Origin of the sequence: Wolbachia endosymbiont (group A) of Pogonocherus hispidulus (genome assembly GCF_964028195.1) — a bacterium.
GTDB lineage: Bacteria > Pseudomonadota > Alphaproteobacteria > Rickettsiales > Anaplasmataceae > Wolbachia.
This window is the reverse complement of sequence record NZ_OZ034750.1, coordinates 1,133,086-1,158,415: the sequence shown is the minus strand read 5'-3', so window position 1 is coordinate 1,158,415 and position 25,330 is coordinate 1,133,086. Positions and strand designations below refer to the sequence as shown.

Genomic DNA, 25,330 nt, shown 5'->3' with positions numbered 1-25,330 from the left:
ATGAGTTTGAAGTTTCTTGTACTTTCTTCTTGCCCACTTTTCAAGTTGCCGCTCTATGTTCTTCAGAGGTTTGTATATCTCTATCCTGTAAAATCTGCCATAGCCAGCCTCTGACTATTGGGTTTACCTTCTTCGATATTTCCTCCAAAGTTGTTGATGTTTGCCTGTGTATTCTCCATGACCTTATGATTTGACTAATCTTCTTCTTGGCTTTGTTGCTAATTGCAGGTAGAAATGAGACAAAATAGTTTCCTATTTTATTGTTCTTTGCCAGTCTAGGTCTGAACGTGTAACCCAGAAAGTCAAAGCTCTGTGTTGGAAACTCACCTCTCCTACTGTCATCCTTACAATACACTATTCTTGTCTTTTCAGGATTTAACTTTAGTTTGCATTGTGCCAATCTTCTTTCGATTGCCTCCCTCATATAGTCTGCCTGTCTCTTGGTTTTGCAGTGCACTATTGCATCATCTACGTACCTTTCAGATGGTATTGTGGGGTAGTTTTGCCTCATCCACATATCAAATGCATGATGCATAAATATGTTAGAAATGATTGGGCTTACTACTCCGCCAACAACGTTGCAAAAAACATAAAATTAGAGAAAAGCATTTCTCGAAAACTTCTGTGTCCAAAGACAAGAGTGCCATTTATTTATAGTGCCAACAATCAATTAACCATCAGTTTCAATGAATGATATGAACATATTATTTCAAGGAAAGTTCATGGGAAATAAGAGATTAGCTATACGGATTAGCTGTAGCTATGAAACTAACCGGTTGGCAGAAAAGTATTTGTTAGATACTTATGAAAAAGCCGTGTCAAAGCAAGTAAGCCAAAAAAATTTAAAACATAAAAATGGGATTCAAGGAGGATCAAATGGTAACAGTGAGTTTATATGCAAGAGTTTCTTCGGGGAAACAAGCACAAGAAAATACAATAGCAAGTCAAGTTGCAGCTTTAGAGAAGCAAATTAGTACGGATGGGTACAAATTATTAAGAGAGTATAAATTTATTGATAATGGCTAAAGTGGATCTAATTTAGTCCGTCCTGATCTAGAAAAGTTACGTGATAAAGTAACAGAAGGTAAAATTGATAGATTCATTCACCTGATCGCTTATCTAGGAAATATGCATATCAAATGGTATTACTTGAAGAATTTGAGAAAGCAGGAGCAGAAATGGTTTTCTTAAATTATGAGGTTAACGATAAACCAGAATCTCAATTGCTGTTGCAAATGCAAGGTATGATAGCAGAATATGAACGAGCGAAAATTATGGAACGAAGCCGTCGCGGAAAGATTTATGCGGCTAATAAAGGTTGTGTAAGCGTAATGGGAGGAGCTCCTTATGGTTATCGTTATATAGATAAATATATGGGAGGAGGACAAGCTTTATTTGAAATAAACGAAGAAGAAGCTAATGTTGTTCGGAAAGTATTTTTGTGGGTAGGAAGAGAAAGGACAAGTATTGGGGAAGTCGGCTAAATACTATGTCTATTATAACACGAACAGGAAAAAAGTGCTGGGATAGAAGTGTGATTTGGGGTATGTTAAAAAATCCTGCTTACAAAGGACAAGCGGCTTTTGGTAAAACAAAAGTAGGTGTAAAGTTACAACATATCAGACCACAGAAACATTCTTGTGAACAACCGAAAGATAATTACTCTACCTATTCTGTTGAAAAAGCAAATTGGATTTATGTTAAAGTGCCAAATATAGTGGACGAAGATATATTTGATATAGTTCAAGAACAATTAGCTGAGAATAGAAAAATAGCAAGGACAAGAGAAAGAGGAGCAAAACATTTACTACAAGGTTTAATCGTATGTAAGCGTTGTCGTTATGCATATTACGGAAGTCCTGTAAGAAATAAGCGAGGAGAAAAAGTTGATCATTATGCTTATTATCGTTGTATTGGTAGAGATTCTTACCGTTTTGGTGGTAATAAAATTTGTGATAATAAACACATTCGTACAGATGCATTAGAAACAGCTGTGTGGGAAGAGGTTAAGCATTTATTAAAAAATCCAAATAGGGTTTTAGAAGAATACAAACATAGACTTTCAGAGTTTAAAAAATCATCGTGGGATAAAAAAAGCGATTTACTAGAGAAACAAGAAAATAAATTAAAACGAGGTATTGCTAGACTTATTGATAGTGATGCTCAATAATCAAGAAGAATTTGAACCACGAATTAAAGCAATGAAACAAAGCTTAAAAACAATTGAAGAAGGGAAAAAAAGAATATTCGATCAAAAGAAATTAAAACAGGAATTAACTCTAGTTGTAACCAATTTAGAAGACTTTTCTTCTAATATTGCATTGAACCTTGATAACGCAGACTGGCTGTGATACTATCAGAACGTTAGTCAAGAGAATTGAAATTAATCTTGAGGATGTAAACGTGGTGTTTCGCGTAAAAGAACTACCAAACTCTTCTAGACATAATGGAGAAGAAAAGAAAAATTTGCAACGTTGTTGGCGGAGTAATAGTTCCTCCTTGAATTGTACCACTTTTGGTTGGTTGGAAAGTTCCATTTTCCATCACACCTGCTCTTAACCACTTTTTTATAGTTCTCTTAAGGGTTGGAGTGGTATTAAGTTTTTCCAACAGTGCGTGATGTTTTATATTATCAAAACATCCAGAAATATCTGCATCTAGAATAAATGCGGATTTCTTATAAAGTGCATAAAATATGGCCTTCATGACAAGATCTACCAGGTCTAAAACCATAAATGTTCGGCTCAAATTTTGCCTCCCATTCGGGTTCTAGCGCCATTTTAACAAGTGTTTGTTTTGCTCGACACGATATAGTGGGAATACCAAGGGGACGACGTTCCAATGGCTTACCAGGTTTTGGAATCCATACGGCCTTGTTGCATCGCACTTTATGAGATGGTGATTTATGGTAAATTCATGTAACTATCTCAAATTTAGCCATACCAATATCAGTGAATTTATTGAGCAAATAGCATTTAGTTCTTTTTCTCGATTTATCTCAGATTTATTCCTAAAACTAAATCCGAATATTTGCTTTAATCTTGAGAAAAATCCTTCAATGCGAGCTCTCTTTCCATAATCTACTTCTTCTTTCCACTTTTTTATGCAATCATATGACTTTATTAGTCTAACAGCAGCATTTCTATCATCCATGTAATCCAATTTTTGGTGCTCTGTTGCGTTGTTTTTCGGAAGAACTTTTGTCTTTATACCAAACTTGTTACATAATTCGTAAAGCTTATGCCTGTCATATGCTCTATCCGCATATAATACCTTTACAGCATGAACTTCTTCTAACAAATCGCAAGTGATCCGAATAAACTCCGCTGCTGTATTTTGCTGCTATGACTTTTTATACTCAACATTACATGCAGTTTCCGTGTCTGCTCATAGCCGTTCTGTCTGCACTATTTTCCTTCTGGGGTATTGCTGATGCTTGTGCTATCTATGGCAATTTCGATATCTTCCATATTATTTTTATCAATTCTGCAATCATTGATCTTAATATTAAGTTTCTTAAACCTTCTTGATGCTTGTGAATAGCTGATAACTGCCAAATCTCTTCCTATTTGTTGCAAATATCTTTTTATAAACCCGACTGTTTGTCTTAAACCTACTCTGAATAGATGGGTTATTATATGTATCAAAATTACCACTTTATTGCTGTAAATATTGTTGCCACCCTGCATTTTTGGACTATTTTCATACCAATTTTCGATAGCTTCATTGATGTAACGAAAAATATTTCCCCTTTCTTGGAGAAATTTGTTATATTCGTTTTGGCTACGGACTCTCATTTTTTGTGGCATATTTTTTCTTCAAAGGTTAAATGGCTATTTTATAATGAATTTTGTCAGTAACTGCCAGTTCTTTTCACTTGAGCGATGCAACAAAGCTATCCCAGACTGGAATGACAGCAGTCCTACGTCATACCACCGCGAACCGTCATACCGCGATTCATTCGCGGTATCTCTAGATCCCGCTAACAAGCAGCGGGATGATGAGGTTATCGTCATGCCACCGCGAACCGTCATACCGCCGCGGTATCTCATCCGCTAACAAGTAGCGGGATGACGGTTGTCGTTTAGCCATAAATATTAAGAAATTTACCAAGTGAAAAAAAGGCAAAAGAAGCCCCGTGGTTGGCTAATTACTTACATTATACTTTCAAGTATGGCGTTTTTTTATTCTAAACACTTAATAACCGCGATTCAGCTACTTTTAAATGCAACTAACCTAAATTATAAACGTTAAGAAATTTACTAAACAGAAAAAAAGGCAAAAGAAACCCTAGGGTAGCTAGTTATTCACTATCCATTTTTTAAGTTGGCGTTTTTTTATGTTTTAAACGCTTTATAAGCGCGTTTCAGCTTATGTAGGTAGAAATTTTATAAAGACATAAGGTGCACATAGTGCAAAAAATTAAACATGAGACGCCAGATACGTGAGTTTTTTTGTCATTTAATCTGTACAGAGAAGATAAATAAATAGCTTCAGTTTCATGATAAGGGGGCTGGCGGAGTTTGTCAAGTAAGTTTTTTCGTTTCTATAGCTACTTGGGTGACACCAACAGTTGTATTTTATATTATCTTTTTGCTCTACTAGCACTCAAGTTTCCTATTTAAAATTTTTAATATTAAATTCAATTCATTTGGATTATTATACCGTATCATAACTTTACCCTTAGAATTACTGTCATTAATTTTGATCTTTAAACCAAGTTGAGAAGATATAGCACCTTCTAGTGCTGCCATATCTTGATTTTTAGTATATCTCTGCTCTTTTTGGTTGTTACTTTGATGTAAGTCTTTTATCAATTTTTCAGTTTGTCTAACACTTAAGGCCTGAAAAACTATTCTTTCTGCAATACTTTCCGCATTTTCAACATTAATCAACGCTCTTGCATGACCCATAGATAGTTTTTTTTCGTTGATCATTGTTTTCACCCTATCAGGGAGTGACAACATCCGAATCATATTGGTTATGTGACTGCGGCTTTTGCCTATAGTTGAAGCTAATTCTTCATGTGTATAGGAAAACTCATCTATCAGTCTCTTATACGCTTCACCTTCTTCTATTGGATTAATATCTTGCCTCTGTATGTTCTCAACGATGGATACTTCTAAGCATTCCTTGTCATTTAAATCTTTTATGATAACGGGTGCACTATCAAGATTTGCAATCTTGCTTGCTCGCCAACGACGTTCCCCAGCTATTATTTCGTAACCATCATCATTTGAATCTTTGCGTACCACGATAGGCTGTATAATGCCACTTTTCTTTATCGAATTTGCAAGTTCTCTTAATGACTCCTCATCAAAATGTTTCCTAGGCTGAAATTTGCTCGGGTGCAGTAATGAAATAGGCAAATACTCTTGTCGATCTTCTTTATTATCATAATTATCGCCTATGAGACCAGCAAGACCTCTGCCGAGGCGTCTATCATCCTTCATATCACGCCCTCGCTCACTAGCTTCTTCTCCTTACAACTGCTCGCGTGCTTTTTTAAAATTTCCCTTGCCAAACTTATATATGCTTGTGCACCAGGACACTTAAGATCATACACAATAGCGGGTTTTCCATGAGAAGGCGCTTCTGATAACCGTACGTTACGTGGAATAACAGTCTCATACAATGGGATGATAGTTTTGTATACTTTATCATTTAAATACTGGCAAATATCGTTTTTAATCTGTTCACTGAGTTTGTTGCGCCTGTCATACATTGTTAACACGATCCCTTCTATTGCCAAAAAAGGGTTTAGGTTATTCCTTTTTATCAGTTCTACAGTTTTAACTAAATGGCTTAATCCTTCCAGAGCAAAAAATTCACACTGAAGAGGAACAATAATAGAATTAGCAGCAGTCAAAGCATTTATGGTTAGAAGCCCAAGTGATGGAGGGCAATCGATGATTATATACTCATAGTTATCGCGTATCTTCTCCAATGCGCTTTTTAGCACAAATTTTCCTCGCTCAAGTTGCGATAATTCAATTTCTGCAGCTGATAAATCAACTACTGATGAAATTAGTGATAAATTTGGAATTTCCTTTATATTGAAAATTGCCGATTCTATCAATTTATTTTCGCTGCTTAGTAGTATTTTGTATATGTTTTTTTCTTCCCTACTACGATAAGAAATCCCGAGCCCTGTACTAGCATTTCCTTGAGGATCAAGATCTACCAATAAAGTGCTTTTTCCCACAGCAGCAAAGGCTGTCGATAAATTTATACTAGTTGTGGTTTTGCCAACTCCACCCTTTTGATTTACTATTGCAATAATCTTGCTCACGCCTTTTATCTTATGTATAAAATAATTCTATTGTATATATGCAAGAAACTTTTGCATTAGAAAATTTTTTTGTTGCTAGTCACACTAAAATTAGACTGTCTTTTTTGCTTTGTGTAACACACTTTGAACCTTGTTTCCTAATTCATTCAGAGTGAATGGTTTTGGCAAAAAGTGAAAATCTTCTATATTGATGTCATCACTCTTTAAAAAAGCATCTTCTGCATACCCAGAAATAAAAATAACGTTGATATTTGGCCTATGGATCAATGCTTCTTTAACTATTTCTGGGCCGCTCACCTCTGGCATGATTACATCAGTGATTATAAGATCTATGTGTTGACTTTTTTTACTGATTATTTCTAGCGCCTCGCTGCCTATGCTCGCTTCTATTACATCAAATCCTTTTCTCTTGAGTGCTTTAGCAATGAATTCCCTTACTGAATCTTCATCTTCAATCAATAAAATTATACCATTACCTTTAATTTCACTTACTACCGGTCTTTCTATTTCTTCACTATCTTCCTCTCTCAGATTTTCATCTGATATGTAAACCATGGGCAAAAATATGCTAAATTTAGTTCCATGATCTACTTTGCTAGCAACATAGATGTATCCTTCAGTTTGTTTAATAATGCCATATACAGTAGAGAGGCCAAGACCTGTACCGGAGGTAATATCTTTGGTAGAAAAAAATGGATCAAAGATCTTTTCAGTTGTATCACTCGTCATTCCACATCCTGTATCAATTACTTCAATCACAACATAATTTCCATGTTCAATCGATTCCTTGTCTGGAGAAAACATATCCTGAGGTGTAGAATTTAATGAGTCAATCTTTTGATTAAAGGTTCGTATAGTTAATTCTCCGCCCTTTTCCATAGCAGCACTAGCATTGACTGCTAAGTTAAGTATAACTTGCTCTAATTGCCCTTGATCAGCCCTAACAGCACCTAAGTCTCTACCATAATAAATATTAAATTTTATATTTTCACCTATTAATCTTTTTATCATTTCATAAAGATTAGCTATAGTACTATTTACATCAATAATTTTTGGCTGCAAGGTCTGTCTTCTTGAAAAAGCAAGCAATTGTCTTACTAAATTTGATCCACGCTTTGCATTTTGCTGTATCTGTATTATATCTCCAAAAGATGGATCACCAGCTGAATGTTGGAGTAAAAGCAAATCGCAAAATCCTATTATCCCAGTCAATATATTGTTGAAATCATGCGCAATACCACCTGCTAACTGCCCTATAGCTTGCATCTTTTGATAATGCTCAAGCTTTATTTCTAGGTTTTTGTGTTCAGTATTATCAATAAAATAACAAAGTATGAAGATCATTTTATTATGAAGAAACTTATTGAAATATATTTTTATGTTATTACCACAGTTGAGCTGTACATCAAAGGACGCATTATTTATTCTATTACTCGAAAAATATTCACGTATTTTCACATGATAACTATCCAATATCAATGTAAAGATTGAATTATTATCTGACCCTGCAAGCTTTATTAGTGCCGTATTTTTCTTTACAAAGTTGCCGTTTATGTCACATTGTGCAATAGCAATTGATGAATTTGCAAAACAAGGGTGTAATTGATAATCAACAATATTTGATTCGGTTGGTGTTATAAAGCCATATATATAGCTATGGTTGTATTTATCACAAAATATAGCAGTGCTCATATAAGCCTTGAATGGAATACCACTTATAGTAAAAAACAAAATTTCATTATCGGTTGTTGTATTGTTATATTTAGATTGAGATATAAAATCACTGATTGAGCTACCTTTTTCCAGTTTTTTCAGTTCAAATATATCTAAAAATCTTTTATTTACAGATAAAATCACCCCTTTGGCATTTGCAATGTAAGTTCCTATGCTGTGTTTTTCTATTAACTCTTCATATATCTGCTCCTTGTTTATCTGTGTTGCTTTTAACACAAAATACCCATCTGGCCTTGCTATTGGCACTAATGATAAATTTAAAATCTTATTACTATTTATAGCAATTTGGGGATTATCTGGTATCGGCTCAAAGAGCAAAAGAAAGTTAGATACTCTATTCTTCTTGTTTAAGGAAATGCATACCTGTACAGAAGAGTTATTTTTTAGTGCATGATAGAGTACTTTTTTGTCTTCTTCTGAAATATCTCCTATTTCAAGAATCTTGCCTAACGTAATGTCATCATCTATATGATCTTTAAACCTTTCGTAGAACCTTGCATCAGCATAAATAACACCCTCATCTTTATGTAAAATAAGGCAAAATTCTGTATTATGATTTAGTGCATTTGCAAATATTGCATTTTGAAATTCTATAGTATTAAGTAGGTGTCTGTAGCGTTTTACATTATATATCATAAAGAGAGTTGTTAGAATGCTAACTAATAAATTAATCTCTATATTAATATGCTGACTATATATATCAAAAAAGTAGAGTATCGATATTGCTACTGGAGGTAAGAGCATAATAACTGCCATCACAACAATTGACATTCCATAATTTCTTAGTATGAAGTCAACCCTGTTCTCTTTTTTGTTATCTATGTATCTTTTACTCATTATTGTTACTTGGCATCGTTGTACATACGAAAATGTTTTATTATATTGATTTAATTATTATAGATTTATTAACGTCTTTGATAGATAATTATCATCCAAATCTAATTAAGTTCCTTAAATATCAGATATAACAATGTTAATAAGCTAGCGAGAGGATATTATGGAAAAACAAAGAACACAAGCATTTAAGTGGTTCTGTGCACTAAGAGATAAGATCATAGAATCTTTCTTATTAATTGAAAAACAATCATCCGCAGAGCCAAAGATCGAAAAAAGAAAGTGGGATCGCCCAGGTGGTGGAGGTGGTGAATCTACAATTATTTTTGGTAATGTTTTTGAAAAAGTTGGAGTAAACGTTTCAAAAGTACACGGAAAATTTGCAGATTCAGCCATTAATGAAATTCCTGGTGCAAGTGAAAGTAACGGAGAGTTTTGGGCAAGCGGTATATCTTTAGTGTCTCATATGCAATCGCCCCTTATCCCTGCAGCACATATGAATACAAGGCTGATATATACTTCAAAACAATGGTTTGGTGGAGGAATGGATTTTACGCCAATATATAAAAATGAAGAAGATTGCAAGCATATTCATGAATCAATCAAAATGACATGTGATAGATTTGACACCGGATATTATCCAAAATTTAAAGAGCAATGTGACAACTATTTTTTCTTACAACACAGAAAAGAGCCGCGTGGCATTGGTGGCATTTTCTATGATAATCTGAGTTCTGGCAATTGGGAAAATGATTTTGAGTTCACAAAAGCAGTAGGTGAAGCTTTTTTGGAAATTTATTTGCACATCATACGTAAACATATACAAAAATCTTGGACAAAAGAACAACGAGAAAATCAATTAATAAAACGTGGCAGATATGTAGAATTCAATCTGTTATACGATCGTGGCACAAGGTTTGGTTTAATGACGGACGGCAATCCAGATGCAATTATGATGTCAATGCCACCACTTGTTAAGTGGTTATAAATCACTCTTATCACAAATTGGGATTTCACAAAAACTGCTTGTGTCGTAAAACAATTGAATTGACTTTATGTGCATAATCGATATAACTTGAGTTAATTCGCATTGACTCTTTCGTCTAGTGGTTAGGACACCACCCTTTCACGGTGGTAACACGGGTTCAAATCCCGTAAGAGTCACTCAAGTAGAATATAATTAAAGTTTTGAATGGGAAAAATTAGGCTTTATGTTGAAGAAGCTTTATCACAAGGCGTGAGTTTAGCACTTAATCCACAACAAAGTCACTATATTTGCAATGTAATGCGGCTTAAGAAGTATGATAATCTCTCTCTTTTTAATGGAAAGGATGGAGAATGGTTAGGAGAAGTAGTTAATATATCGCGTAAATTGACAGAAGTCACACTCAAAGAATGCACTAAACAACAGCAACATGAGGAAAATTTATACTTATATTGTGCCATGGTAAAAAGTGGTGCTTTAGGCAACATAGTAAGACAGGCAACTGAAATGGGAGTAACCTGCATTCAATTTATTTCAACGGAACGTACAGTAGTAAAAAACATTAACCTAAGTAGAGCAAAATTACAGGCAATCGAAGCTGCGGAACAATCCGGTAGGATGAGTATACCAGAGATTTTGCCTCCTATTAACTTTTGTGAGTTACCTGATTCCCAGAGTAAAAATTTTGTTTTATGTGATGAAACAGGTAAAGCTGATAAAGTGCTGAAAGGTAAGAAAAATGTTGCTATTATTGTTGGCCCTGAAGGTGGTTTTTCATCTTATGAACTTGATCTTGCCGATAAGTTTTGTCAAAAATTGAGTCTAGGAAAAAGAATTTTAAGGGTCGATACTGCTGTAGTTGCTGCATTAACTTTCACCAATTGGTGTAGCTAGATTTTTAAATATGGCTAAGGTTTGGGTCATAGAGAAATCTGGTTCAGTGTTGCGCGCACAAAAACTCTGTAGACTCCCTACGAAGCAGTCTGTTGTTAAAGAGGAGCTAATAAAAAACATATTCTAAAATAATATTAAATCTTATATTATATTTTTTCTAAAATAAACAAATGAACCTTGCATTTTGCCTGAATTATTGATAATCTGAGTAAAGAAGTCGGGGCGTAGCGCAGCCTGGTAGCGCATTTGGTTTGGGACCAAAGGGTCGGGAGTTCAAATCTCTCCGCCCCGATGCTAGCAGAAGTTTTAACGCTTTTAATAGTTAGAGCTTTTAAAGGCATTTCGTTCATATTGCAGTTTAACGCTCAAGTTTATAAAATAATTGACAATGTTAATTTTCTAATTTATAAATAAATTTTGAAATGATTACCGAAGGAGGTATAGAGTTTGATTGAAGTATCAGTCCATTATGGTGATGTAGACAGAGCTCTTCCAGTATTGAAAAAAACAATTCAAAAGGAAGGAAGAGGGTTGAAAATGAAAAAACAATATCATGAAAAAAAATCAGAAAAAAGAGCTAAAAAGAAAGCTGAAGCGAGAAAAAAGAAATACCAGCAAGAATGCAGAAGGCAGCGTTACGGTTGGTAATTTTTTAATAGTTTATCATTGGTTGTTTTATGAATATTCACGAATATCAGGCAAAAGAGATTTTGCATAAATTTAATGTCCCGGTGCCAAAAGGTTTTGTCACTATATCTGCAGAGGGAGTAAAGACTCAAGTAAGTCAATTAAAATCTGACGTGTTTGTAGTTAAAGCTCAAATTCATGCAGGTGGTAGGGGTAAAGCCGGTGGCGTAAAGCTAGCAAAGTCAGTTGAAGAAGCTCAACAGTTTGTAAAGGACATGATTGGTATGACTTTAGTTACTCATCAAACAGGGCCAAGCGGGCAGCAAGTAAGAAAAGTGTACGTTGAAGAAGGCTCAAGCATTAAGAAAGAGTATTATTTAAGCCTGGTAATCGACCCGAAGCTCAGTAGGCCAATATTCATATTTTCCTCAGAAGGTGGAATGGACATCGAAGAAGTGGCAAAAAATTCTCCCGCAAAAATTGTGAAATTTGATATTGATCCTGCTACGAGTTTTGATAGCAGCAAGTTAAGCAGCAGTTTTCATTTGAGTCCAGAACAAATAGAAAAGATATCGAACATTACAAAAAAAATATATGATGCATTTATTGCAACTGACGCGAGCCAAATTGAAATTAATCCACTGGTTGAAACAAATTCTGGAGATTTTATTGCGCTCGATGCAAAAATTAATTTCGATGATAATGCTTTATATCGTCACCCAGAAATTATGGAACTTCGTGATTATGATGAAGAAGTGAAAGAAGAGATAGAGGCTTCAAAGTATGGGCTCAGTTACATCAAAATGGATGGCAGTATTGGTTGCATGGTAAATGGTGCAGGTCTTGCTATGGCAACAATGGATATAATAAAATACTACGGAGCAGAGCCTGCTAACTTTTTGGATGTTGGTGGTGGAGCGAGTAAAGAAACTGTAACTGAAGCATTTAAAATCATATTGTCTGATAGCAACGTAAGAGGAATTTTGGTTAACATATTTGGTGGTATAATGCGTTGCGATATTATCGCAAGTGGAATTGTTGCGGCTGCAAAAGAAATGAGCATTAAAGTTCCTCTAGTGGTTAGATTATCAGGTACTAATTTTGAAGAAGGAAAAAAAATTTTAGAAGAGTCGGGATTAAATATTATTGCTGCAGATGAGCTAGATGAAGCTGCGCAAAAGATAGTAAAAGAGGTAAAATAAAGCATGTCCGTTTTAGTAAACAAAGATACAAGATTAATATGCCAGGGTTTTACTGGTGCGCAAGGTACATTTCATTCAGAGCAAGCAATTGATTACGGAACGAAAATGGTGGGGGGTGTAACTCCTGGAAAGGGTGGGAGCACTCACCTTAATTTACCGGTTTTTAATACTGTAGCAGAAGCCAAAGAAAAGACTGGTGCAAATGCTACAGTTATATATGTACCTGCTAAATTTGCTGCTGCTGCAGTACTTGAAGCAATAGATGCAAAAATAGAATTGATAGTTTGTATTACAGAGGGCATTCCTATACTTGATATGGTGAAAGTTAAGCGCGCGCTTGTTGATTCAAAAAGTCGATTGGTTGGTCCCAACTGCCCGGGAATTATTACGCCTGAAGAGTGCAAAATAGGAATTATGCCTGGCCATATCCATAAGCGTGGACACATAGGAATTATGTCTCGCTCTGGAACTTTAACTTACGAGGCAGTAGCACAAACAACCGCTGTTGGTCTTGGTCAATCCACGTGTATCGGAATTGGGGGAGATCCAGTTCATGGTATGACATTTGTCGACTGTATGGAGCTCTTTTTAAAAGATGACGATACTCATGGTATTGTAGTTATTGGTGAAATAGGTGGAAACGAAGAAGAAGATGTATCACATTTTGTGAAAACAGAAAAAACTAAAAAGCCAATCGTTGGTTTTGTAGCAGGTCAAACAGCACCTCCAGGAAGACGTATGGGACACGCTGGAGCAATCATCTCTTCCAGTGGTGGAAGTGCTGGTGCAAAACTAGAAGTTATGCGGAGCGCTGGAATTGCAATTGCAGAGACTCCTGCGGTGATTGGTAAAAAAGTTTTGGAAGTAATGCATCACTAGAATTAGGGTCACAAAAACCCTATATCACCGGTCATGAATACGTTATTTGCCCATTCGATTAATAACTTACCTCCTGGTAAATCTACTGAAGTCTGTTGGGCAGTCAGATATCCACGTAGTGTGGATGCAACAAGTGCTGCACAGGCTGCACTACCGCACGATGCAGTAATGCCTGTACCTCTTTCCCAAACTCTTAAAGCTATTTCTCCAGACTTTTCAACTTGTGCAATACTAATATTAATTTTCTGAAGAAATAATACGTGATTTTCTAGCTTTGGTCCTAAATTTCGCAATGGTATTTCATTTATGTTATCAACAAAAAAAACTATATGAGGGTTACCAATATTTACTGCAACAGGATCTTTTAGCATTTCAAGCTCTATAGGTAAGTGAAGAGTGTCACACTCAGTAGACAAGGGAATTTCATACCATTTTAGCAAAGGTTTACCCATGTTAACCTTTATGGATTTATCACCCACTTTAAAACACTCTAAAATGCGTTTGTTTACCAGCTCAATAGTGATATACTCAGTACCTTTTTCTGACATTATCAAATATCCAACACAGCGTGCTGCGTTTCCGCACATTTCAGCTCGACTACCATCAGCATTATAGATATGTATAAAGCAGTCTGCAGCATTAGACATTGTTATAATTATCACTTGATCACAACTGCTTTGATCAGCAATTTGTCTATAGTTCCAGTCTAAATTGTTTGTTGAACGTGAGTCTATGATAACAAAATTATTGCCAGTACCATGCATCTTGATAAAATTTTTAGGACCTTGGCCACTCATCATAAAAAAATATTTCTTCTATTGGTCTTCTTTTTTTCTTACTTGTTTCAGCGCCCTCTTCTTCGTAACCAACCGCTATCACTGACATTACATTAAAATCATCGGATATGTTGAATCTTTCTACTATTTTATCTCTATCAAATCCACCCATTTGATGGGCCATTAAGTTCATAGCTGCAGCCTGTAGCATAAGTGCATAATTTGCTGCACCAGTATCATGACTAGCCCAAAGATTTTCTCCTTTACCTTGTTTACGGAAGTTTTTAGCACTTAAAGATATGATTAACACTTGTGCATCTTTTGCCCATTTTTGATTAGATTCATCAAGACAATTTAGCAGCTTTTCCCATGCGCTTTGATTGTTCTGTTTGTTGCATATCACATATCTCCAAGGTTCATCACCAAAACATGAGGGAGTCAGCCTTACAGCTTCCATTAAAATATCCATGTCTTCCTGAGATATTGCTCTTGTAGTATCGTATGAACGTCCGCTGTGTCTTGCTTTCATCAACGATAATAGATCTTGTTTACTCATCATTTTTAATTTAATAGTGCATAAATAATTCATTGTAGCACAATATGAGCAAAATTTAAATTGCAAAACCTCTTATACACATATATTACATTTAATAAGTTATTTTTATTGGGAAGGTATGTTTATAACACAATCTAGCAGCAGATCAACACTGGCTGAAATATTGTCTTGCGTTTTACTTTTATTCTTGATGGCTCAAATAAGCATACCATTGCAGCCTGTGCCTATCACATTGCAAACTTTAGGAGTAATGCTTATTGGGCTTAAATTTAACCGCAGAACAGCATTCTATTCTGTGCTTACATATCTATCACTTGGTGCAGCAGGATTTCCTGTTTTTGCGAATTTTTTTGGTGGTTATCACATTTTTCTTGGACCAACAGGTGGATATTTAATTGGCTGTTTAGCTGCTGTTATGGTAATGAGCAAAGTAAATGAATTACTGAACTCTAAATATAAATCATTTGTGTGTAATTCTTTAAGTTGTCTGGCTGGTACAGTTATAATCTTTATTTGTGGTGTTAGTTGGCTTGCTGTTTACTTGGGTCTGGGACAAGCGATAATGGTGGGTGTTTTACCATTTATCCTTCCTGGTTTGGTAAAAATTTTTCTACTTGTAGCAGCTTTGCAATATTTGAAAAAATGATAAAATTCCGCCCTCATCATTTTATGTGCACCCTTGCATTTCAAGGGTATGGATATTCTCAGGGTTTTGTAGAAAATTATAAAAAGATAGCAAGCAAAGTAATTAGTACTCAAATCGAAGTAGTCGGCAATCTTGATAGTATTTGTAGTGCTTGCCCAAATCAGACTAAACAAGGTAAATGCACCACACAAGCTAAAGTTTTAGAGCTAGATAGAAGGCATATGGAAATTTTAGGAATAAAAATTGGCGAGACTTTAACTTGGAATGAGGCGGTAAAAAAGATTAGAGAGAAAATGTCTTTAAAGAAATTTGATTACGCATGTGAGGGGTGCAACTGGCAGCCATATGGAATATGTAAAAATGCCCTTTTAAATCTACAAAGGTAGTTGACAAAATGTTAAGATAAATTGAAGCATTTTTGTGGAAATAGACTTCTTGCCCAAGCCACAACTTTCATTCAGTAGAAACAAAAAACTTCCTTGACAAACCCCGCCAGTCCCCTTATCATGAGAATGAAGCTATTTATTTATCTTCGCAATCTGTGCAGGTTAATGACAAAAAACTTAGGGTATTTGGCGTCTCATGTTTAATTTTTCGCACTACGTGCATCGCATGTCTTTAAAAATTTCTGGGTTTTTACCTATATAAGCCGAAACGCGCTTACAAAGCGTTTAAGACAGCAAAAAACGTCAAATTGACAAGGGAGAATTTGAATGCTAGCTACTACGGGGTTTCTTTGCCTTTTTTCCTGCTTAGTAAATTTCTTAAACACTTGCGGTGTAGGTTAGTTGCAAGTTAAAAGCAGCTAAATCGCTCTTAATCAAGCGTTTTAGAATAAAAAAAACGCCGATATTTTAGTACATAGTAAATAGCCAACCACCACGGGGCTTCTTTTGCCTTTTTTTTCATTTGGTAAATTTCTTAATATTTATAGCTAAACGACAACCGTCATCCTCGTCATCCCGCTACTTGTTAGCGGGATCTATGCTTTGAGATACCGCGGCGGTATGACGGTTCGCGGTGGTATGACGATAACCTCGTCATCCCGCTGCTTGTTAGCGGGATCTAGAGATACCGCGAATGAACGCGGTATGACGTAGGATTGCTGTCATCCCAGTCTGGGATGGCTTTGTTGCATCGCTCAGATGAAAAGAACTGGCAGTTACTGACAAAATTCATTATAAATAGCCATTTAACCTTTGAAGAAAAAATATGCCACAAAAAATGAGAGTCAGTAACCAAAACGAATATAACAAATTTCTCCAAGAAAGGGGAAATATTTTTCGTTACATCAATGAAGCTATCGAAAATTGGTATGAAAATAGTCCAAAAATGCAGGGTGGCAACAATATTTACAGCAATAAAGTGGTAATTTTGATACATATAATAACCCATCTATTCAGAATAGGTTTAAGACAAACAGTTGGGTTTATAAAAAGATATTTGCAACAAATAGGAAGAGATTTGGCAGTTATCAGCTATTCACAAGCATCAAGAAAGTTTAAGAAACTTAATATTAAGATCAATGATTGCAGAATTGATAAAAATAATATGGAAGATATCGAAATTGCCATAGATAGCACAAGCATCAGCAATACCCCAGAAGGAAAATAGTGCAGACAGAACGGCTATGAGCAGACACGGAAACTGCATGTAATGTTGAGTATAAAAAGTCATAGCAGCAAAATACAGCAGCGGAGTTTATTCGGATCACTTGCGATTTGTTAGAAGAAGTTCATGCTGTAAAGGTATTATATGCGGATAGAGCATATGACAGGCATAAGCTTTACGAATTATGTAACAAGTTTGGTATAAAGACAAAAGTTCTTCCGAAAAACAACGCAACAGAGCACCAAAAATTGGATTACATGGATGATAGAAATGCTGCTGTTAGACTAATAAAGTCATATGATTGCATAAAAAAGTGGAAAGAAGAAGTAGATTATGGAAAGAGAGCTCGCATTGAAGGATTTTTCTCAAGATTAAAGCAAATATTCGGATTTAGTTTTAGGAACAAATCTGAAATTAATCGTGAGAGGGAACTGCTACTCAAGTGTTATTTACTTAACAAATTCACTGATATTGGTATGGCTAAATTTGAGATAGTTACATGAATTTACCATAAATCACCATCTCATAAAGTGCGATGCAACAAGGTCATCCCAGTCTGGGATGACACCGTCAAAGTTAAGTTTTCTGGATTCCAGTGTCTGGGCACTGGAATGACACCGTCATAAAAGAACCAGTGTTAGCTACTGGGATGACAAGAAAGATACCGTCTTTCCATGAGTGAGATCAAAGAATTGCAGAATTAAGTGTGAATGGTTACAGAGTAATTTCAAAGTGCATTTGCAGTTGGACTGGCTGAACGGATACATTTAATGAGAGTCCCATTTCACGGTGTTCAAATCTACTCCTTCTTGTACCATCTCCCAAAGTGGGCTCATTTCTCTCAGTCGGCCAACATTTTTAGCAACAAGATCTGCTGCGTACAAAACTTCTTCTTTAGTTGTAAATCGGCCTAGGCCAAATCTAATTGATGAATGCTCAAGGTCATGGCCATTATTTAGCGACCGTACGACATAGGAAGGCTCAAGAGACGCAGACGTGCACGCAGAACCAGAACTTACTGCTAAATCCTTGATTGCCATGATGAGAGACTCACCCTCAACATAGGGAAAGCTCAAGTTTAGGTTGCCAGGAATTCTATTTTCATAATCACCATTTAAAACGATATCAGGAAACGCTTCTTTTATCTTATTATACAAAATATCCCTTAATTCCTTCACTCTAGTTGTTTCTTTTTTCATTTCTTCTCTAGCAATACGTGCCGCTTCACCAAAACCGACTGTAAGAGGTGTTGGAACTGTGCCAGAGCGCATGCCTCTTTCCTGTCCACCACCACTAATTAGTGGTATCAGCCTAACACGAGGATTCTTTCTACGGACATATAATGCGCCTATTCCCATAGGTCCATAAATTTTGTGGCTAGAGAGACTCATAAGGTCAATGCACATCTCATTAACATCAATTGGAACTTTTCCAAAGCTTTGAGCTGCATCTGTATGGAAAAATATATTATGCTTTCTACATATTACACCAATTTCTTTGACAGGCTGAATTACTCCGATTTCACTATTTACCATCGTTACTGAAATCAAAATTGTTTTATCAGTAATTGCTTCCTCAAGCTTTAATAAATCTATAATTCCGTTTTGCTTAACAGGCAAATATGTAACTTTAAAGCCTTCATTTTCCAGATGCCGACAAGAATCCAGAACACACTTGTGCTCCGTGCAGACAGTTATTATATGATTTCCTTTATTTTTGTAAAAGTGAGCAACGCCCTTGATTGCTGTATTATTTGACTCAGTTGCACCTGAGGTAAAGATAATTTCTTTGCTATCTGCGTTCACCAGATCAGCGATATGTTTCCTTGCTTTTTCCACTGCTTCTTCAGCAGTCCAACCAAATGAATGGCTGCGAGAGTGTGCATTACTGAACTCACTAAAATAAGGTATCATTACCTCCAAAACACGGGGATCCACTTTAGTAGTAGATTGATAATCAAGAAATATTGGTAATTTTATTTTAGTATCATGTATTTTCTTACTTTCAACATTCATAAAGCTACCACAGAGACAAAATTTACAACTATTTAATAGCACTAAAACTTAATTTTTTCAAGGTATAATCTTGCATCAACAAACATTGTCACCAAAGGGATGTGTGTATGACGCTGGTTCACCCTGTGACGGTGTCATTCCAGCGCCCCTATGATGTCATCCCAGTGCTCCTTTCTCGTCATCCGAGTAGCTGACACTGGGATGACACCCTACTTAACCGTCATACTGCCGCGGTATCTCATCCGCTAACAAGAGATCCCGCTAACAAGTAGCGGGATGACGAATTGCTTAACCGTCATTCCGCCGCAGACCGTCATACCGCGATTCATTCGCGGTATCTCTTAGCCGCTAACAAGAGATCCCGCTAACAAGTAGCGGGATGACGGTTGTCAGGGTGTCATCCAAGTAGCCTCTTTCTTGTCATCCCAGTGCCCAGACACTGGGATCCAGGAAAGTTTGCTTGTGAGCAAGCAAACTAGCATAGAAAGTGGTTACAACATTTTCGATGAGATTATATGGAAAACTGGATCCCAGTGTCTGGGCACTGGGATGACAAAGGAGAGCAGTGCCAAGCACTGACCATTTGCTGTGCAGTTTACCTTCAAAAATGAATGTTCGTACAGCTATGGATTTATTCATGGTATCTCATCCGCTAATAAAGCGGGATGACGATTGTCAGGCCAGCGCCCCTATGATGTCATCCAAGTAGCCCCTTTTTTGTCATCCCAGTGCTCCTTTCTCGTCATCCCAGTAGCCTCCTTTTTTTGTCATCCCAATACCCCCTCTTGTCATCCCAGTGCCCAGACACTGGGATGACAAAAAAAGGAGCACTGGAATGACACCTTCCTGCCCAGTTCATGTTGCTATAAATATTAAGGAATTTACCAAATGAAAAAAAAGGCAAAAGAAACCCTAGTCACTGTCTATTTTCTGTATTGGCGTTTTTTTATGTTTTAAACGTCTAATAACCGCGACTCAGCTGCTTTTTAATGCAACTAACCTTTAGTCATAAATGTTTAAGAAATTTACTAAGCAGAAAAAAAGGCAAAGAAAACCTAGGGTAGCTAGTATTCAAATTCTCCCTTGTTCTATTTGACGTCTTTTGATGTCTTAAACGCTTTATAAGCGCGTTTCGGCTTGTATAGGTAGAAACCCAGAAGTTTTATAAAGACATGAGGTGCACATAGTGCAAAAAATTAAGCATGATTTACGCCAAATACAAAGTTCCCTTTGTCGTTTTAATCTGCAGATTGCGAAGATAAATAAATAGCTTCACTTCCATGATAAGGGGGCTGGCGGAGTTTGTCAAGTGATTTTTGCATTTCTACTGAATGACAGTTGTGGCTTGGGAGGTAGTGCAAGAAGTCTATTGTATTACTGAATTATTAATAATTCAGTAATAGTGCCTGCTATGTAGCTAAATTTTCCTTTAACTTAAGCTACATGTAGCTAAAATAACTTGGGTTTACCGACGATTTGACAAACGACAAATTCGTCATCCCGCTGCTTGTTAGCGGGATACCGCGGCGGTATGACCCTGACTTGCATTAGCCATGTATAATAAAGGAAATCTATGACAAAAGAATCATTGGTAAAAACTGATATAGTGAAAGTTGAAGACAAAAAAGCGGTAAGAAGCTTTTTTAAAATACTAGGTGAAGTGGCAGATGCTGTAAGATCGTGGATTGGTAACATCGGTCCTGATTTAAGCAACAGTCGCGATATCGATAGTTTAGTCTTGAAGATGAACGAGTGCTTAAATCCAAAGGGAGGGGAGGTTTCAGCACGTAAGAATGCTGTATCTCTTGGTAATTTGTACTTAAGCTTATCAGAGAAAGGTAAAATAAAATTTCTGCAAACCCTGGCAGAAAAATTTAGTCTACATAAAGAAGAAATAGATGAGAAAATAAAAGAGTACAAGGAAAATCAAGATCCCGAGTTAAACTATAAATTTGAACAGGGTTTAATAAAAATTCTTGAATCACCGCGTTCTAAAATATTGAAGCAATTTATTTCTCTACCAGAAGGCCTTAAGTTTATTGTTGATATGCGTTCTGATGTGCTTAAGCTAAAGAACCAATATAGAAGCTTGAATCCACTAGAGAATGAATTAAAAAATATACTCTATACTTGGGTTGATGTTGATCTACTTGATCTTCGTCAAATCACCTGGGATTCACCTGCATCATTGTTAGAAAAACTTATAAAATATGAAGCTGTGCATAAAATTTCCTCTTGGGGCGACCTAAAAAACAGACTAGACTCTGATCGTCTCTGTTTTGCTTTTTTTCATTACAAGATACCGAACGAACCTCTAATTTTTGTAGAGGTTGCGTTAATGAATAAGATTGCAAATAGCATTCAACACCTTTTGGATGAGTCAGTGCCTTCTAGTGATCCAAGTAACGCAAGCACTGCCATATTCTATTCAATATCAAATACTCAAGCAGGGTTATCTGGAATTAGTCTTGGTAATTTCTTAATCAAAAGGGTTGTAGAAAAGCTATCACAGGAATTTAAAAGTATAAAAGCGTATGCAACTCTTTCTCCAATACCTGGCTTTACAAAATGGCTAAAAAACAATCTAAACCAAGATGTCACTTTATTGGGCAAACTAAATATAAAACAATCTAGTGCAGAAATTTTAGAAAGTGCAGAGCAATTAAAAACTAACGTTGAGTGTACAAATGAAACTAAACAATGCATGCTTAAACTATGTGCATATTATTTACTAAAAGTGAATAATAGTAATGGGAATGCTTATGACCCGGTGGCGCATTTTCATTTAAGCAATGGTGCATCGATAAAACAATTAAACTGGATGGCGGATACTTCTGAAAAGGGTATTAGTCAGTCGGCTGGAATGATGGTAAATTATCTGTATGAGTTGCCTAAAATAGATAATAATCATGAAAACTATATGGTTAATAAAGTGATTTCCTGCTCGAAAAAAGTGTCGTCTATGTTGAAGGAATAATAGGAGATGCATAAATATGTTGAAAATTTCCTAATGTTTATGTATATAATGTTAGATAATTTTGTGAGGGAAAGTGTATGATTTTGAGAAAACTTCAAGATATTGAGAAAGAACTAGATAAATCAATAAAGAGCAGGTCGATAGTAAAATCGCCTGTGTATGTTAATAACCTGGTTGAAGATATTAAAGAAAGTCAGGAGCTAGTTGGAAAGGGTCACAGTCAAAAAGAAGAAATAATGAAAAAGCTTTGGAATATCTATCTAAGGCTTGAAATAGAATGTGCTATTGTTCAAGAGGATTGCTTGGATAGCTTGAAACATTCTTTAGCTAACAATGAGCTTTTGAGTGACAAGTATAGTGTTAAAGTGGCTTATAAAAACTTAAACATAGTGGTAGAAGCTTTAAAGCTACGTGATGATGGTAACGATGGTAGAAGAGACAAACTTAATCAAGCTATGTCACTTCAGAAAAAAATGAAAGAAGCGCTAGAAAAAATGCAACAGCAGCAATTGCCACAAAGTACAACGAATCAAGGTAATGATGTAAACAAATACCCTGACGATACCAATGAAAACGAATACTGTGAATTAGAGAAAAAAGCCAATGCAGAATTCGGTAAATATATAGAAAATGGCGCTATTGATAGAGTATCAATTAAAGAGTATAAGAATGGCAATCTTTATGCAACAATTAACCTACAAGATAATGATAACAAGAACACGAGTATTAAAATAAGTGAGTTTTTAAATAGTAAATTCTGTATAGACAACAAAATTGTTGGTTTCTCAATATTAAATAGTAGTCAGGAAGAAGTTATAAAAGGCCACATAGATGGTAAAAGAGTAAGGTACTATGATTTAAGTACCATGACTCAATATGGAATAAAGTTTAACTGGTATGTAGACGGAAGGGAATGTAGCATTACATTAAGTGCTAATAGCGATGGCAGTATTAAAATAGTGGGTGATAAACCAACTGATGAAGATTTGGAAAAAAATAAAGATGTAAAGATTAAAATTGGTAATGCTTATCTAAGCCTTGCTGATGCAGTAAAGGGATGCAAACAGAATAATGATCGGCAAAAGCATGAAGATTCGAGTAAAGTGAGTAGCAAACTTGACCAATTATTAGTTAGTCAGGGTGCAGAACGCATCAGTAGTCGTACGTAAAAAACCTAATGCGCTATTTTCTTATAGAAGAAAGAAGTTCCTATATACATAAATAATTGCCCTCACAACACTTAAAATGTAAAATAGTTTAAGTATAGTGGACCATAAATGAACAACATAAGAAATTTTGCAATAATAGCGCATATAGACCATGGTAAGTCAACGCTTGCTGACCGTTTAATAGAGGAATGTAACGGTCTTGAAGCAAGAGAAATGATCAATCAAATACTCGATTCAATGGATATAGAGCGTGAACGTGGCATTACAATTAAAGCACAGACGGTAAAACTCAATTATACGGCAAATGACGGTAATCAATATTGCCTAAATCTCATGGACACCCCAGGTCACGTTGACTTTTCTTACGAGGTAAGTCGAAGCTTAGCTGCATGTGAAGGTTCGCTTTTAGTGGTAGATAGTAGCCAGGGCGTTGAAGCTCAGACTCTTGCAAATGTATACAAGGCAATTGACAACAATCATGAAATAATAGTTGTACTCAATAAAGTTGATCTCCCTGCTGCAGATCCAGAAAAGGTAAAACTCCAGGTTGAGGAAATAATTGGTATTGACGCAAGTGAGTCAGTTTTAATATCAGCCAAGACTGGTCTTGGAATAAGGGGTGTATTAGAAGCGATAGTGGCAAAACTTCCAGCTCCTCAAGGTGATGTAAATGCTCCACTGCAAGCAATTTTAGTTGATAGTTGGTATGACACTTACTTAGGAGTAGTAATTTTAGTGCGAGTTAAAAATGGAGTGCTAAAAAAAGGCATGAGAATTGTTATGATGTCTAATAATGCTACATATCAGATAGATAATATCGGTATTTTCACCCCTAAAAAAGTTATGACGAGAGAGCTTTCAGCGGGTGAAGTTGGTTTTATAACTGCTTCAATGAAGGAAGTAGCAGACTGCAAGGTAGGGGACACTATTACTGAGGAAAAGAGACCTTGTAGTGAAGCACTTCCTGGATTTAAAGAAGTGCATCCTGTGGTATTTTGTAGCATTTTCCCTCACAAAACGGATGATTTTAAATATTTAAGGGAAGCTCTAGAAAAGTTACATTTAAATGATGCAAGTTTTACCTTCGAAGCTGAAACTTCAAATGCACTAGGCTATGGATTTCGTTGTGGTTTTTTGGGAATGTTGCATCTTGAAGTTATTCAAGAAAGGCTCGAGAGAGAATTTGATTTAGACCTAACAGCAACTGCACCGAGTGTTATATATAGGGTTACAACACGAAGTGGTGAAGTTTTGAATATTCATAACCCAAGTGATATGCCAGATCCAACGAAAATTGAAATTGTGGAAGAACCATGGATTACCGCAACCATAATGGTGCCTGACCAATACTTGGGAGAGATTCTATCTCTATGTGAAGAAAGGAGGGGAGAACAGGAAGATTTATCTTACATTGGTAACACAACAACAGCATTGTTAAGATATAAATTACCACTGTCTGAAGTTGTTTTTGACTTTTATGATCGATTAAAATCAATTTCCAAAGGATATGCAAGCTTGGATTGGGAAATTTCCAGCTATCTGGCAAGTCAAATAGATAAATTAAGCTTTTTAATTAATGGAGAGCCCGTAGATGCACTGGCTTGTATCGCTCACAAAAGCAGAGCAGAAAAAAGGGGGCGTGAAATATGCGCACGCTTGAAGGATCTAATACCACGTCAGCAATATAAAATCGCGATTCAAGCGGCAGTGGGCGGAAAAATTATTGCCAGAGAAACGATTAACCCATACAGAAAAGATGTAACAGCTAAACTCTATGGTGGAGATGTAACGCGAAGAATGAAACTACTTGAAAAGCAAAAGAAGGGTAAAAAAAGGTTACATTCTATAGGGAACGTAAATATTCCACAGAATGCTTTTATTCAAGCTTTGAAAATAAGTGATTGATCTTAAAAGACTTCTTGCATAGTTTTTGGCAACAACCGTTAGAAACGAAAAAACTTGCTTGACAAACTCCGCCAGCCCCCTTATCATGAAACTGAAGGTATTCAGTTATCTTCATCTGTGCAGATTAAACAGCAAGAAAACAACGTAGTTGGCGTCTTATTTTTAATTTTTTGCACTATGTGCACCTTATGTCTTCACAATATTTCTAGGTTTTTACCTATATAAGCT

Annotated in this window: 28 protein-coding genes and 2 tRNA genes; 18 read left to right on the top strand and 12 right to left on the bottom strand. The window is 35.9% G+C overall.

The features are described from left to right. Positions 1 to 40: 40 nt before the first annotated feature. On the bottom strand, positions 41 to 535 hold the full coding sequence (locus ABWU58_RS05655) for a reverse transcriptase domain-containing protein (RefSeq protein ID WP_353282849.1): 495 nt from the start codon (positions 533 to 535) through the stop codon (positions 41 to 43). Between the two features lie 341 nt (positions 536 to 876). Between ABWU58_RS05655 and ABWU58_RS05650 the strand changes: the two genes are divergently transcribed. The 4 genes from ABWU58_RS05650 to ABWU58_RS05635 all read left to right on the top strand — a co-directional run bounded on the left by ABWU58_RS05650 (position 877) and on the right by ABWU58_RS05635 (position 2,351). Then, entirely contained in the window at positions 877 to 1,026 is a 150-nt protein-coding gene (locus tag ABWU58_RS05650) for a recombinase family protein (RefSeq protein WP_353282848.1), read from the top strand. Between the two features lie 113 nt (positions 1,027 to 1,139). Beyond that, on the top strand, positions 1,140 to 1,484 hold the full coding sequence (locus tag ABWU58_RS05645; protein WP_353282847.1) for a recombinase family protein: 345 nt from the start codon (positions 1,140 to 1,142) through the stop codon (positions 1,482 to 1,484). A 5-nt stretch (positions 1,485 to 1,489) separates the two neighbouring features. Then, complete coding sequence (locus ABWU58_RS05640) at positions 1,490 to 2,170, top strand: recombinase zinc beta ribbon domain-containing protein (RefSeq protein ID WP_353282846.1); 681 nt, start codon at positions 1,490 to 1,492, stop codon at positions 2,168 to 2,170. Further along, the gene (locus ABWU58_RS05635; protein ID WP_353282845.1) at positions 2,160 to 2,351 is read left to right on the top strand and encodes a hypothetical protein; all 192 of its coding nucleotides are present in this window, start codon (positions 2,160 to 2,162) and stop codon (positions 2,349 to 2,351) included. The genes ABWU58_RS05640 and ABWU58_RS05635 overlap by 11 nt, the downstream gene beginning before the upstream one ends. 73 nt (positions 2,352 to 2,424) lie before the next feature. Here the strand turns inward: ABWU58_RS05635 and ABWU58_RS05630 are convergent, their stop codons facing one another. The 7 genes from ABWU58_RS05630 to ABWU58_RS05600 form a co-directional block, all read right to left on the bottom strand. After that, a complete protein-coding gene (locus ABWU58_RS05630; RefSeq protein ID WP_353282844.1) occupies positions 2,425 to 2,733 on the bottom strand; it encodes a reverse transcriptase domain-containing protein in 309 nt (102 codons plus the stop codon). Further along, positions 2,678 to 2,887: a reverse transcriptase domain-containing protein gene (locus ABWU58_RS05625; protein ID WP_353282843.1), complete on the bottom strand. Its 210-nt coding sequence runs from the start codon at positions 2,885 to 2,887 to the stop codon at positions 2,678 to 2,680. The genes ABWU58_RS05630 and ABWU58_RS05625 overlap by 56 nt, the downstream gene beginning before the upstream one ends. Positions 2,888 to 2,922: 35 nt before the next feature. Beyond that, the gene (locus ABWU58_RS05620; RefSeq protein ID WP_353282842.1) at positions 2,923 to 3,300 is read right to left on the bottom strand and encodes a transposase; all 378 of its coding nucleotides are present in this window, start codon (positions 3,298 to 3,300) and stop codon (positions 2,923 to 2,925) included. A gap of 107 nt (positions 3,301 to 3,407) precedes the next feature. Beyond that, positions 3,408 to 3,809, bottom strand: coding sequence for a transposase (locus tag ABWU58_RS05615; RefSeq protein ID WP_353282841.1), 402 nt, complete (start codon positions 3,807 to 3,809; stop codon positions 3,408 to 3,410). 792 nt (positions 3,810 to 4,601) lie between these two features. Continuing rightward, complete coding sequence (locus tag ABWU58_RS05610) at positions 4,602 to 5,453, bottom strand: ParB/RepB/Spo0J family partition protein (protein WP_353282840.1); 852 nt, start codon at positions 5,451 to 5,453, stop codon at positions 4,602 to 4,604. Beyond that, positions 5,450 to 6,292, bottom strand: coding sequence for a ParA family protein (locus tag ABWU58_RS05605; RefSeq protein WP_353282839.1), 843 nt, complete (start codon positions 6,290 to 6,292; stop codon positions 5,450 to 5,452). Before ABWU58_RS05605 ends, ABWU58_RS05610 begins: the two co-directional genes overlap by 4 nt. Before the next feature lie 90 nt (positions 6,293 to 6,382). Next, entirely contained in the window at positions 6,383 to 8,863 is a 2,481-nt protein-coding gene (locus tag ABWU58_RS05600; protein WP_353282838.1) for an ATP-binding protein, read from the bottom strand. 160 nt (positions 8,864 to 9,023) lie between these two features. Between ABWU58_RS05600 and hemF the strand changes: the two genes are divergently transcribed. The 7 genes from hemF (at position 9,024) to sucD (ending at position 13,447) form a co-directional block, all read left to right on the top strand. Further along, a complete protein-coding gene (gene hemF / locus ABWU58_RS05595; protein WP_353282837.1) occupies positions 9,024 to 9,848 on the top strand; it encodes an oxygen-dependent coproporphyrinogen oxidase in 825 nt (274 codons plus the stop codon). Between the two features lie 104 nt (positions 9,849 to 9,952). Further along, positions 9,953 to 10,024, top strand: a tRNA-Glu gene (locus ABWU58_RS05590). 28 nt (positions 10,025 to 10,052) lie between these two features. Continuing rightward, positions 10,053 to 10,739, top strand: coding sequence for a 16S rRNA (uracil(1498)-N(3))-methyltransferase (locus ABWU58_RS05585; protein ID WP_353282836.1), 687 nt, complete (start codon positions 10,053 to 10,055; stop codon positions 10,737 to 10,739). Positions 10,740 to 10,957: 218 nt separating this feature from the next. Next, positions 10,958 to 11,031, top strand: a tRNA-Pro gene (locus ABWU58_RS05580). A 155-nt stretch (positions 11,032 to 11,186) separates the two neighbouring features. After that, positions 11,187 to 11,387 (top strand): 30S ribosomal protein S21, encoded by a 201-nt coding sequence (rpsU, locus tag ABWU58_RS05575; RefSeq protein ID WP_353282835.1) that lies wholly within the window; start codon positions 11,187 to 11,189, stop codon positions 11,385 to 11,387. 29 nt (positions 11,388 to 11,416) lie between these two features. Then, complete coding sequence (sucC, locus tag ABWU58_RS05570) at positions 11,417 to 12,568, top strand: ADP-forming succinate--CoA ligase subunit beta (RefSeq protein WP_353282834.1); 1,152 nt, start codon at positions 11,417 to 11,419, stop codon at positions 12,566 to 12,568. A gap of 3 nt (positions 12,569 to 12,571) precedes the next feature. Next, the gene (gene sucD / locus ABWU58_RS05565; protein WP_353282833.1) at positions 12,572 to 13,447 is read left to right on the top strand and encodes a succinate--CoA ligase subunit alpha; all 876 of its coding nucleotides are present in this window, start codon (positions 12,572 to 12,574) and stop codon (positions 13,445 to 13,447) included. 8 nt (positions 13,448 to 13,455) lie between these two features. Here sucD and dapF read toward each other — a convergent pair whose 3' ends face one another. Continuing rightward, positions 13,456 to 14,244, bottom strand: coding sequence for a diaminopimelate epimerase (gene dapF, locus ABWU58_RS05560; RefSeq protein ID WP_353283729.1), 789 nt, complete (start codon positions 14,242 to 14,244; stop codon positions 13,456 to 13,458). Beyond that, positions 14,225 to 14,812: a nitroreductase family protein gene (locus ABWU58_RS05555; RefSeq protein ID WP_353282832.1), complete on the bottom strand. Its 588-nt coding sequence runs from the start codon at positions 14,810 to 14,812 to the stop codon at positions 14,225 to 14,227. Before ABWU58_RS05555 ends, dapF begins: the two co-directional genes overlap by 20 nt. Positions 14,813 to 14,897: 85 nt before the next feature. Between ABWU58_RS05555 and ABWU58_RS05550 the strand changes: the two genes are divergently transcribed. The 4 genes from ABWU58_RS05550 to ABWU58_RS05535 all read left to right on the top strand — a co-directional run bounded on the left by ABWU58_RS05550 (position 14,898) and on the right by ABWU58_RS05535 (position 17,539). Further along, positions 14,898 to 15,425, top strand: a complete 528-nt coding sequence (locus tag ABWU58_RS05550; RefSeq protein ID WP_353282831.1) for a biotin transporter BioY — start codon at positions 14,898 to 14,900, stop codon at positions 15,423 to 15,425. Next, positions 15,422 to 15,811, top strand: a complete 390-nt coding sequence (locus ABWU58_RS05545; RefSeq protein WP_353282830.1) for a DUF1284 domain-containing protein — start codon at positions 15,422 to 15,424, stop codon at positions 15,809 to 15,811. The genes ABWU58_RS05550 and ABWU58_RS05545 overlap by 4 nt, the downstream gene beginning before the upstream one ends. Positions 15,812 to 16,637: 826 nt before the next feature. After that, positions 16,638 to 17,039: a transposase gene (locus tag ABWU58_RS05540; RefSeq protein WP_353282829.1), complete on the top strand. Its 402-nt coding sequence runs from the start codon at positions 16,638 to 16,640 to the stop codon at positions 17,037 to 17,039. Positions 17,040 to 17,146: 107 nt separating this feature from the next. Beyond that, positions 17,147 to 17,539, top strand: coding sequence for a transposase (locus ABWU58_RS05535; RefSeq protein WP_353282749.1), 393 nt, complete (start codon positions 17,147 to 17,149; stop codon positions 17,537 to 17,539). Between the two features lie 264 nt (positions 17,540 to 17,803). On the opposite strand, the gene ABWU58_RS05530 is transcribed toward ABWU58_RS05535, so the two are convergent. Both ABWU58_RS05530 and ABWU58_RS05525 read right to left on the bottom strand, forming a co-directional pair. Continuing rightward, positions 17,804 to 19,051, bottom strand: a complete 1,248-nt coding sequence (locus tag ABWU58_RS05530) for an IscS subfamily cysteine desulfurase (RefSeq protein ID WP_353282828.1) — start codon at positions 19,049 to 19,051, stop codon at positions 17,804 to 17,806. Positions 19,052 to 19,471: 420 nt separating this feature from the next. Continuing rightward, positions 19,472 to 19,690, bottom strand: coding sequence for a hypothetical protein (locus ABWU58_RS05525; RefSeq protein ID WP_353282827.1), 219 nt, complete (start codon positions 19,688 to 19,690; stop codon positions 19,472 to 19,474). 934 nt (positions 19,691 to 20,624) lie between these two features. Here ABWU58_RS05525 and ABWU58_RS05520 point away from each other — a divergent pair. From ABWU58_RS05520 to lepA, 3 genes are all read left to right on the top strand, one after another. Then, on the top strand, positions 20,625 to 22,028 hold the full coding sequence (locus tag ABWU58_RS05520) for a malonyl-CoA decarboxylase (protein ID WP_353282826.1): 1,404 nt from the start codon (positions 20,625 to 20,627) through the stop codon (positions 22,026 to 22,028). Positions 22,029 to 22,105: 77 nt separating this feature from the next. Beyond that, positions 22,106 to 23,197 (top strand): hypothetical protein, encoded by a 1,092-nt coding sequence (locus ABWU58_RS05515; protein WP_353282825.1) that lies wholly within the window; start codon positions 22,106 to 22,108, stop codon positions 23,195 to 23,197. A 108-nt stretch (positions 23,198 to 23,305) separates the two neighbouring features. Continuing rightward, a complete protein-coding gene (lepA, locus tag ABWU58_RS05510) occupies positions 23,306 to 25,102 on the top strand; it encodes a translation elongation factor 4 (protein ID WP_353282824.1) in 1,797 nt (598 codons plus the stop codon). The last annotated feature ends 228 nt before the right edge of the window (positions 25,103 to 25,330 follow it).

Coding starts and splice junctions, on each gene's coding strand:
- ABWU58_RS05655 (WP_353282849.1), bottom strand. CDS start 535: ATGCATCATGCATTTGATATGTGGATGAGGCAAAACTACCCCACAATA.
- ABWU58_RS05650 (WP_353282848.1), top strand. CDS start 877: ATGGTAACAGTGAGTTTATATGCAAGAGTTTCTTCGGGGAAACAAGCA.
- ABWU58_RS05645 (WP_353282847.1), top strand. CDS start 1,140: ATGGTATTACTTGAAGAATTTGAGAAAGCAGGAGCAGAAATGGTTTTC.
- ABWU58_RS05640 (WP_353282846.1), top strand. CDS start 1,490: ATGTCTATTATAACACGAACAGGAAAAAAGTGCTGGGATAGAAGTGTG.
- ABWU58_RS05635 (WP_353282845.1), top strand. CDS start 2,160: ATGCTCAATAATCAAGAAGAATTTGAACCACGAATTAAAGCAATGAAA.
- ABWU58_RS05630 (WP_353282844.1), bottom strand. CDS start 2,733: ATGGTTTTAGACCTGGTAGATCTTGTCATGAAGGCCATATTTTATGCA.
- ABWU58_RS05615 (WP_353282841.1), bottom strand. CDS start 3,809: ATGCCACAAAAAATGAGAGTCCGTAGCCAAAACGAATATAACAAATTT.
- ABWU58_RS05610 (WP_353282840.1), bottom strand. CDS start 5,453: ATGAAGGATGATAGACGCCTCGGCAGAGGTCTTGCTGGTCTCATAGGC.
- ABWU58_RS05600 (WP_353282838.1), bottom strand. CDS start 8,863: ATGAGTAAAAGATACATAGATAACAAAAAAGAGAACAGGGTTGACTTC.
- hemF (WP_353282837.1), top strand. CDS start 9,024: ATGGAAAAACAAAGAACACAAGCATTTAAGTGGTTCTGTGCACTAAGA.
- ABWU58_RS05585 (WP_353282836.1), top strand. CDS start 10,053: ATGGGAAAAATTAGGCTTTATGTTGAAGAAGCTTTATCACAAGGCGTG.
- sucC (WP_353282834.1), top strand. CDS start 11,417: ATGAATATTCACGAATATCAGGCAAAAGAGATTTTGCATAAATTTAAT.
- sucD (WP_353282833.1), top strand. CDS start 12,572: ATGTCCGTTTTAGTAAACAAAGATACAAGATTAATATGCCAGGGTTTT.
- dapF (WP_353283729.1), bottom strand. CDS start 14,244: ATGAGTGGCCAAGGTCCTAAAAATTTTATCAAGATGCATGGTACTGGC.
- ABWU58_RS05555 (WP_353282832.1), bottom strand. CDS start 14,812: ATGAATTATTTATGCACTATTAAATTAAAAATGATGAGTAAACAAGAT.
- ABWU58_RS05550 (WP_353282831.1), top strand. CDS start 14,898: ATGTTTATAACACAATCTAGCAGCAGATCAACACTGGCTGAAATATTG.
- ABWU58_RS05545 (WP_353282830.1), top strand. CDS start 15,422: ATGATAAAATTCCGCCCTCATCATTTTATGTGCACCCTTGCATTTCAA.
- ABWU58_RS05540 (WP_353282829.1), top strand. CDS start 16,638: ATGCCACAAAAAATGAGAGTCAGTAACCAAAACGAATATAACAAATTT.
- ABWU58_RS05530 (WP_353282828.1), bottom strand. CDS start 19,051: ATGAATGTTGAAAGTAAGAAAATACATGATACTAAAATAAAATTACCA.
- ABWU58_RS05525 (WP_353282827.1), bottom strand. CDS start 19,690: ATGAATAAATCCATAGCTGTACGAACATTCATTTTTGAAGGTAAACTG.
- ABWU58_RS05520 (WP_353282826.1), top strand. CDS start 20,625: ATGACAAAAGAATCATTGGTAAAAACTGATATAGTGAAAGTTGAAGAC.
- ABWU58_RS05515 (WP_353282825.1), top strand. CDS start 22,106: ATGATTTTGAGAAAACTTCAAGATATTGAGAAAGAACTAGATAAATCA.
- lepA (WP_353282824.1), top strand. CDS start 23,306: ATGAACAACATAAGAAATTTTGCAATAATAGCGCATATAGACCATGGT.